Annotated in this window: 6 protein-coding genes; 2 read left to right on the forward strand and 4 right to left on the reverse strand. The window is 49.9% G+C overall.

Features of this window, described 5'->3' with window-relative positions; all coding sequences use genetic code 11:
- Window positions 1-1,843, reverse strand: a 1,843-nt coding sequence (locus NZ772_09930) for a long-chain fatty acid--CoA ligase (GenBank protein ID MCS6813869.1), incomplete at its 3' end; no start/stop codon positions are given.
- A 127-nt stretch (window positions 1,844-1,970) separates the two neighbouring features.
- Here NZ772_09930 and thiS point away from each other — a divergent pair.
- Window positions 1,971-2,207, forward strand: coding sequence for a sulfur carrier protein ThiS (gene thiS, locus NZ772_09935; GenBank protein ID MCS6813870.1), 237 nt, complete (start codon window positions 1,971-1,973; stop codon window positions 2,205-2,207).
- 59 nt (window positions 2,208-2,266) lie between these two features.
- Window positions 2,267-2,947 carry a response regulator transcription factor gene (locus NZ772_09940; protein MCS6813871.1) on the forward strand — a complete coding sequence of 227 codons (681 nt, stop codon included), beginning with the start codon at window positions 2,267-2,269 and terminating at the stop codon, window positions 2,945-2,947.
- A 14-nt stretch (window positions 2,948-2,961) separates the two neighbouring features.
- Here NZ772_09940 and larE read toward each other — a convergent pair whose 3' ends face one another.
- The 3 genes from larE to NZ772_09955 all read right to left on the reverse strand — a co-directional run.
- A complete protein-coding gene (larE, locus tag NZ772_09945; GenBank protein MCS6813872.1) occupies window positions 2,962-3,780 on the reverse strand; it encodes an ATP-dependent sacrificial sulfur transferase LarE in 819 nt (272 codons plus the stop codon).
- A gap of 357 nt (window positions 3,781-4,137) precedes the next feature.
- Window positions 4,138-5,289 carry a hypothetical protein gene (locus NZ772_09950; protein MCS6813873.1) on the reverse strand — a complete coding sequence of 384 codons (1,152 nt, stop codon included), beginning with the start codon at window positions 5,287-5,289 and terminating at the stop codon, window positions 4,138-4,140.
- 190 nt (window positions 5,290-5,479) lie between these two features.
- Window positions 5,480-7,504 (reverse strand): tetratricopeptide repeat protein (locus NZ772_09955; GenBank protein MCS6813874.1); only part of this gene is annotated, 2,025 nt, incomplete at its 5' end.

A 7,504-nucleotide genomic window follows, 5' to 3' on the forward strand; every position in this document is an offset into this window, starting at 1 on the left:
CGACGGAAAAGGGTTCTGTGATTAGCCGAAACACACCGATGCGATCGTCAGGGCGATATCCGGGGCGGTTTTTCACCTCGCGTGTTAACTCTCGGCGAAACAATTCCTGCACGGCTTCGGCTTCTAGATCTAAAGCAGGCTCTGTGGCAATGCCTTGAGCAGTTGCCCATTGGGTCAACACGTCTAGGTTGGGAACAATCAGCGCCCCCAACATCTTTTTATCTTGCCCAACCAACATGATTTGGTCAATAAACGGGCTGCGGAGGCAAGCGTCCTCAATCGGTTGAGGTTCAATGTTTTCACCATTACTAAGAACAATTGTGTCCTTGGCGCGTCCCGTCAGCACAATATCATTGCCAGGGGTTAGGAACCCCAAATCACCCGTGTCAAACCAGCCATCGGCATCGATCGCCTTTTGGGTAGCCTCTGGATTTTGGTAATAGCCTTGCATAACCTGTGGCCCCCGTGCCAGCACTAGCCCTCGCTGACCCGCTGGTAGCGGAGTCCGAGTTTCTGGATGCACAATCCGCAGTTCAGTCCCTGGGTATGGTTTACCCGATGATCCTCGCAGATTGTACCAAGAGCGACGCGCCGACAAAATAGGGGAAGTTTCTGTCAACCCATAGCCCACTAAGATTTCAATTCCCACTACTTCAAAGAATGTATCTAAGTGACTGGCCAGTGCTCCACCACCACTAATCACGTACTTGATATTGCCCCCAGTAGCCTCTCGAACTTTTTTGTAGACCAGACGGTTTCCTAGAGCGTGTAGGGGAGCATACAATAGGGTTTGGAGGCCAGCCATTAGCCGTTGCCCCAAGCTTGGCGTTAGGTTTTGCAAATCTAACCCCTGCCATAGACGCTTAGCCCTAACGTAGCGATGGCTAGCATCCAACAAACTATTGACCAGTTTTTGCTTGCTAGGAGGCTGCTCTCGGAATTGTTTCTGAATTCCCTCATAGATTGACTCCCAGATGCGAGGCACCGCCACCATATAGTGAGGCTTATACTGTTTCAAATCTTGCTTGATGTGGCGAATGTTGGTGTAAATTTGAGTACACCCTTGGGACAGCAGAAAATATTCACAGGTGCGCTCATAGCTATGCCAAGTGGGGAGAATGCTGAGGACACGATCGCCCGGTTGCGGTTGCACAATTACCCCTGTAGTGTTGATCTGATACATAAGGTTACCGTGGCTGAGCATCACACCCTTGGGTTTGCCCGTAGTTCCAGAGGTATAAATCAGTGTTGCCAAATCTTCAAGATGGCGCTGTACAGGTTGTAGGGAATGGCTAGCACCTAACTCCATCACCTGAGCAAAGTTCAACACCTTGATGTACTGATCTGCGTCTGGTGTTTCATCGGACAAGAGAATTGCAGTATGAATCGGGAGGTCATTCAGCCCTGCTCGCAACCTTTGCCATAGAGCTATGGTTTCAGCAATCAGTAGGGTACTGCCACTATTGCGTAGAATAAACAACACTTCGTCTGTATCAGCCTGGGCACTACGGACAGCATTGACTGCTCCGGCCATCATCGTTCCCTGGTCGGCAATAAACCAGCGAGGACTATTGTCTGCAATTAGGGCAATGCACTGACCAGCCTGCACACCAAGGGCTTGTAGTCCCGCAGCAAATTGTTGCATTTGTTCATAGAGTTGGGCATAGGTGAGCTTGACCTCCGGCTTGCTGTGGGGATCATGGAGGGCAAGGATGTTGGGATGCTGTTGAGCAACGATCGCCCAAATATCTGCAACCGACTGCACGTTGGGAAACGTTGTCACTTGCTGCAAGGCACGGCGTTCACGCTCAGTCATAGCGGCGGGACGAGGTATGTCTGGCATAGGGAAAAGTCTCCAACGCTTGGGGTTAAGTATGTTTTGGTTATATCATCCGATCGCGGCTGCTCAGCAATCTGAATGTGGCTCTTATAAAATTGGTTCAAGTGACTACAGTTTATTTAGATATCCTATGCCTGATCTCATAAACCATGATGTCCATGATGTAATTGTGGTGCAAGTTAATGGCAAGCTACAGCAGTGCTTACCTCAGACTGGCTTGTTGGCGCTGTTTGACCAAATGGGGCTAAACCCTCGATTGATTGCTGTGGAATATAATGGCGAGATTCTGCACCGCCAATATTGGCAAGATACAGTGCTGCAACCAGGCGATCGCCTTGAAATTGTAACAATTGTTGGTGGGGGATGACGATCGCAGGAGAGTCAAGTAAGCTAGTTTAGCATCGATGAGTAATATTACCTACGCCTATGGATCCTAATCCTTGCGTGCTTGTGATCGAACCCGATGAAACGCTGGCCCATACCATTAGCAATGACCTACGAGCAGCAGGTTACGATTCTGTGATTGCGGCTGAAGCTGCTCTCGTGTTGCGTCAAATCCGAGATGTCAAGCCCGACTTGATTGTGTTGGATCGAATGCTAGGCGGTGAGTCTGGTCTGCAACTGTGCAGTCACCTGCGCCAAGTGGGTATGCGAATCCCCGTGCTATTACTAATGTCGCGTGACGAAATTGACGATCGGGTGGCTTGTCTAGAGGCAGGTGCTGATGACTATTTTCTCAAGCCCTATCGCGCTGATGATTTTCTACAACTGGTGAAACTGTACCTCAAGCCTGAGGGTAGTAGTTATGAACAGTTGCGCTTCGGTGAACTCGTGCTTGACCTGACAACTCGGCAAGTGTTCCGTAATGGTCGAGTAATTGACTTGACCATGAAGGAATTTGAGCTGCTGAAATACCTAATGGAACACCCTAGGGAAGTGCTAACGCGGGAGCAAATTTTGGAAAATGTCTGGGGTTACAACTTTATGGGTGAATCGAATGTGATTGAGGTCTATGTGCGGTATCTGCGCCTGAAGATTGAAGATGATGGCGAGAAGCGACTAATCCAAACGGTGCGAGGTGTGGGCTACGTGCTGCGAGAACCGTAAGGCTGCGATCGTCCTTAAGATTCGGGGGTGATTGCTAGCACTTGATTTAGCTTGCCGCTGCGAAACCCTTCTAGATCCAAGGTGACATAGAGAAACCCTAGGGACTTAAATCTGCTCACTAGGGCATTCAAGTCGGTTGTAGCCACAAACGTCTGAATCTGGTCAGGAGGCAATTCGATCCGAGCAGTGTCTCCTTCAGAGCGCACCCGCAAGTCGCGTAGCCCTTGTTGGCGTAGATAGTACTCTGCTCGTCCTACCCGTTGTAATTTGCTCACAGTAATGGTTTCTCCATAGGGAAACCGTGAACTAAGGCAAGGCTGGGCAGGCTTATCCCACCAGGGCAATTCTAGATGCCGAGCAATGGCACGCACATCGGCTTTGGTGATGCCCACTTCTGCTAGGGGCGATCGCACTCCCCGCTCCTTTGCTGCTTGGATGCCCGGTCGATAATCCTGAAGGTCGTCAGCGTTAACACCATCCACCACATAGGGATAACCCCGCTCCAGGGCTAGGGATTTGAGGGTATCATGCAGTTCGCTTTTGCAGAAGTAACAGCGGTTGACTGGATTTGTCGCATAGTTGGGATTCTCTAGCTCATGGGTGCGGACAATCTCGTGGGCAATGCCAATTGTCCTGGCTTGAGCACAGGCATCTTCCAAATCTTCAGGCAACAGCGAGGGAGAATCAGCCGTTACCGCCAAGGCACGATCGCCCAACACATCCCAGGCAACTTTGGCCACCAGCGTACTATCAATACCCCCGGAGTAGGCAATCAGTGCCCGACCCATTTCAGCAAACAATTCCCGGAGTGAGTCTAGTTTTTGCTCAATCATGGTCAGCTTCACAGCGATCAACAGTAACTATAACTAGTCGCGAATAGGCGGTTGTCATCCACTGTCTACAGATTTGTCCACAGATTTGCCATACCCGTTGTGAGGAAGACTCAAATCCTGACCGAGAGTCTTGACCGCAACAATGGTTTCATCTCCCTTCCCCATACTACGGCTACAGATAGCTCCTAGAAGGACTGAAGTCCTCATTACGAACTAACGGGTTTAGAAGGACTGAAGTCCTCATTACGAACTAATGGGTCATGTAGCTGGCTTTTGGAGAATTGGTATAACCAGGTTCTAACTAGCCAGTTTGTTGCCATACTAGCTATCATTATCAATTGTAAAGCCTACGCTCAACTACAGCAGCAGCATCTTGTCTGTTTCATCAAGGGCTTGCTGCTCTACAAGGTTAGGAAAGTCACGAATCACTATGGTGCAGCGTTGGATAAAGGCTTGTACCCAATCGCGAATCCACTCATGTTGCTGCTCAGTCAGGGTCGAGGCAATATCAATAGGTAATGCAAGCTGGGCAGTACGCTCGATCGTGAACCCCTGTAGCCACTCAACCTTAGGGCGGCTGGACTTCCAATAATTAGCTACTACGGAATTTCCTAGATATTGGGTAGTGTATTGGCTGAGTTTGTTGAGTGCAGATAGTACGTTTTTGCTGTAAATTGGCGACGGAGTTGATGGAGCCAGACTGGTCTGGTGCGCTTGCTGGGGAGGTAGCAAGGCAGGCGCACCTGTAGCTGGTGTTTTGGCTGTGGTTGTAGCTGATTTCGCTATATCAGTCTGAACAGGCACGGATGACTGGAAACCTTTGGTTGACTTGGTGGGTTGCTCCACGGCATGGGCAACGTTGGTGAAGTTGGAAGGCAAGGTAGTAGTGTCGCTGACATCAAACAACTCCTCAAATTTTAAGGGCCTGGCAGGCACCTGAAGTGGCGCTGTTTCTATCGTATCGGTTTCCTGTAATTCCACATCAGCTAATGGCTTGGCGGTGGGCACTGAATTAACTGGAGCATCATCATGGGCTAACGATTGTGACGGCTCCTCATGGGGAACTTCTGGTAAGGTTGGCGCATCCGATGGCAACGTTAGCAATGTAGGTGGCGGCTCCCGTGCAGGCAGAGGTGCCCAATCACCTGCTAATAATCGCATCATGGCTACAGCCCGATCGCCCGCACCTTCAATTTCTGCGGTCAGGCGAGCAATGGCTGGTGCATAGTGCTGGGCAAGTTGCTGCTCATAGCCAATTACCAGGAGTGTTATTCCTTGGCTAAGACGATGAATAAACACCTGGTAGTCATAAAACTGAAATTCAAAGACATGGAATTGATGAGGAATGCTCGCTAGTACTTGACTGATGCCATGGGTGAGTAGATTTCGCTGTTGAGATGTCATCTTCAGATAGACCCCACTCACATAGGGCAGCGATCGTTGATCCGTTAGCACCAACCCCGCTAAACCTGGTAGGTTCAAAAATTCTGAAACAACCTCTTGTCTCATAACTAAGCGACTCAGACCACTAGACAGATGAATCAGACCGTTAGGCTTGGTGATACCAATCCTTGACCTAGACAATGCTAGATTTGGCGTTAAGCAATAGTCTTACCTTGGCTCCTGTATGTTTATCCTGCCCGAATTGGTATGGTTAACAACGGGTAATGACAAACTGCTCCCTACGGCCATAGTGGCATTACAAGCCAGCACCAGACTTTATCTGGTTTAGCATCTTTAGCTTTTGCAATGCTTGCTGGCTGCTCGTTTCGTCACCCTGACGTGCAAACAATCGCGATGCCTTCATCAGGTCATCAATCGCAGCATCAATAGTACCTAGCTCAGCATAGGCCAACCCTCGATTGTTGTAGGCATTGGCGAAGTCTGGGTTGATGTCCACTGCTCGGTTAAAGTCAGCAATTGCTCCTGTCATGTCTCCTAATTTGGAGAGCACTGTACCCCGATTGTTATAAGCGTTGGCAAAGTCTGGGTTAATGCGAATCACATGGTCAAAGTCTGCGATCGCACCTTGAAAGTCCCCTAGTTTTGAGCGGGTGATGCCCCGATTGTTGTAAGCATTCACAAAATTTGGACTAATCCGAATCGCTTGGGTAAAGTCAGCGATCGCCGCATCCCAATCCCCTAATTTTTGCTGAGCAAATCCGCGGTTGTTATAGGCATTCGCAAAGTAAGGATTAATCCGAATGGCTTGGCTGTAATCTGCTATGGCACCCTCATAGTCTCCTAAACTAGCACGTGCAGCCCCCCGGTTGAAATAGGCAACATCATCATTAGGTCGAAGATGAATGGCAGCGGTGTAGTCGGCAATCGCACCTTGGCGATCGCCCAACCTTGAGCGCAATAGCCCTCGATGGTTGTAGGTAATATGGTCAGTTGGATGCCGTTCTAGAGCACATGTATAGTCAGCGATAGCACCTCGACGATCGCCCAATTCAGCCCGAACAGTACCTCGGTTTGCATAGATTTCTGCATTGTGGGCATCTAGCGTTAGGGCTTGGTCAAAGTCAGCAAGTGCCCGGCGCATATCTCCCAAGTCATAATAGATAACACCCCGGTTGTTGTAGGTAACGGCATCGTAGGGGTTGAGCTGTAGAGCATCGGCATAGTCCGCCAAGGCACGATCGTGATCTCCCAGTTCATAGTGAACAGCCGCCCGCATACTGTATGCCCTAGCCGTTACCAAATCTGCAAGGGGTTGCTCAAATTGAGCTAGAAGCGAGTGCACAACCGCGGGATCGCTAATCTGCACCTGGTGTGATTCATCTGACCCATTGGGATGCTGGAGGTGACTAGGGGTGGGTAGCACGGCATATTGGCGATCGCAGACAATGAACCAGTCCTGAAGTCCCAGTGCTCTCAGCATAAGGTTCTGGGGATAAACACGCTGAAGTTCCAATAACCTGTGGAGACCAGTCACAAGCTCATGATGGGGCTGAACTAAGTGGTGATGGTGAATACGCTTGGGTATGGCGAGCTGATCAGCGTTTATCAACCCCACACAATCTAGCTCAATAATGATGCCTCGATTTAGGGCTGCCTGCACTTGGCGACACAGGCGCTCGTCAAATCCTTGCGAACCAAACCAGTTGCCTGCAACCACAACCCGTTCTTGGGCAGCAGTTAGCGCCGCAATCATGTGGTGTTGTCGTTGGGGATGACGGTGTGTTGGAGCTAACACTGGCACTGTAATCGTAGCCACATCTTGACTCGCATCGGTAGACAACGGCACCCTAGAACCTCTAGAACCACTAAGTTGAGGCGTTGTTGTGCCGACAGCAACGATCGTGGCAGTTTGTACAGGTTCACCAGCACCTTCAACAGATCTAATGGGTTGAACACTTAGAAGAACATCTGCCTCCTTGAGGGAATCCTCAGTGTCTAAAGGTTGTTCTGTGTAGTTGTCGCTCTGGGAATCTGAGGACTGTACTAAGGCCCGAAGAGCAGATACATCAGTTTGCAACGTTGCGATCGTCGCTTGTAGATGCTCTAGACGTTGAGTCAGGTCTTGTTGCACACTGACTACTTGAGCTGCGATCGCTGCCTGCACCTCATCATTACTGGGAGTTGGCACTTCTGTGCGGGCAGTGAGGGCTTGAATTTGGTCGTGTAACCCATCGCAACGACTAGATAGCTGACCTAACTCTTGATGCAGCGTCTCAATCATCTGGCCAGTCACGCGATCGTCCACTGCTTGAGCAAGCAT

The organism is Cyanobacteriota bacterium, assembly GCA_025054735.1.
Lineage (GTDB): Bacteria > Cyanobacteriota > Cyanobacteriia > SKYG9 > SKYG9 > SKYG9.

What these genes read in the sequence shown, in the direction of transcription:
- thiS (MCS6813870.1), top strand. Translation starts at nt 1,971, where the DNA reads ATGCCTGATCTCATAAACCATGATGTCCATGATGTAATTGTGGTGCAA.
- NZ772_09940 (MCS6813871.1), top strand. Translation starts at nt 2,267, where the DNA reads ATGGATCCTAATCCTTGCGTGCTTGTGATCGAACCCGATGAAACGCTG.
- larE (MCS6813872.1), bottom strand. Translation starts at nt 3,780, where the DNA reads ATGATTGAGCAAAAACTAGACTCACTCCGGGAATTGTTTGCTGAAATG.
- NZ772_09950 (MCS6813873.1), bottom strand. Translation starts at nt 5,289, where the DNA reads ATGAGACAAGAGGTTGTTTCAGAATTTTTGAACCTACCAGGTTTAGCG.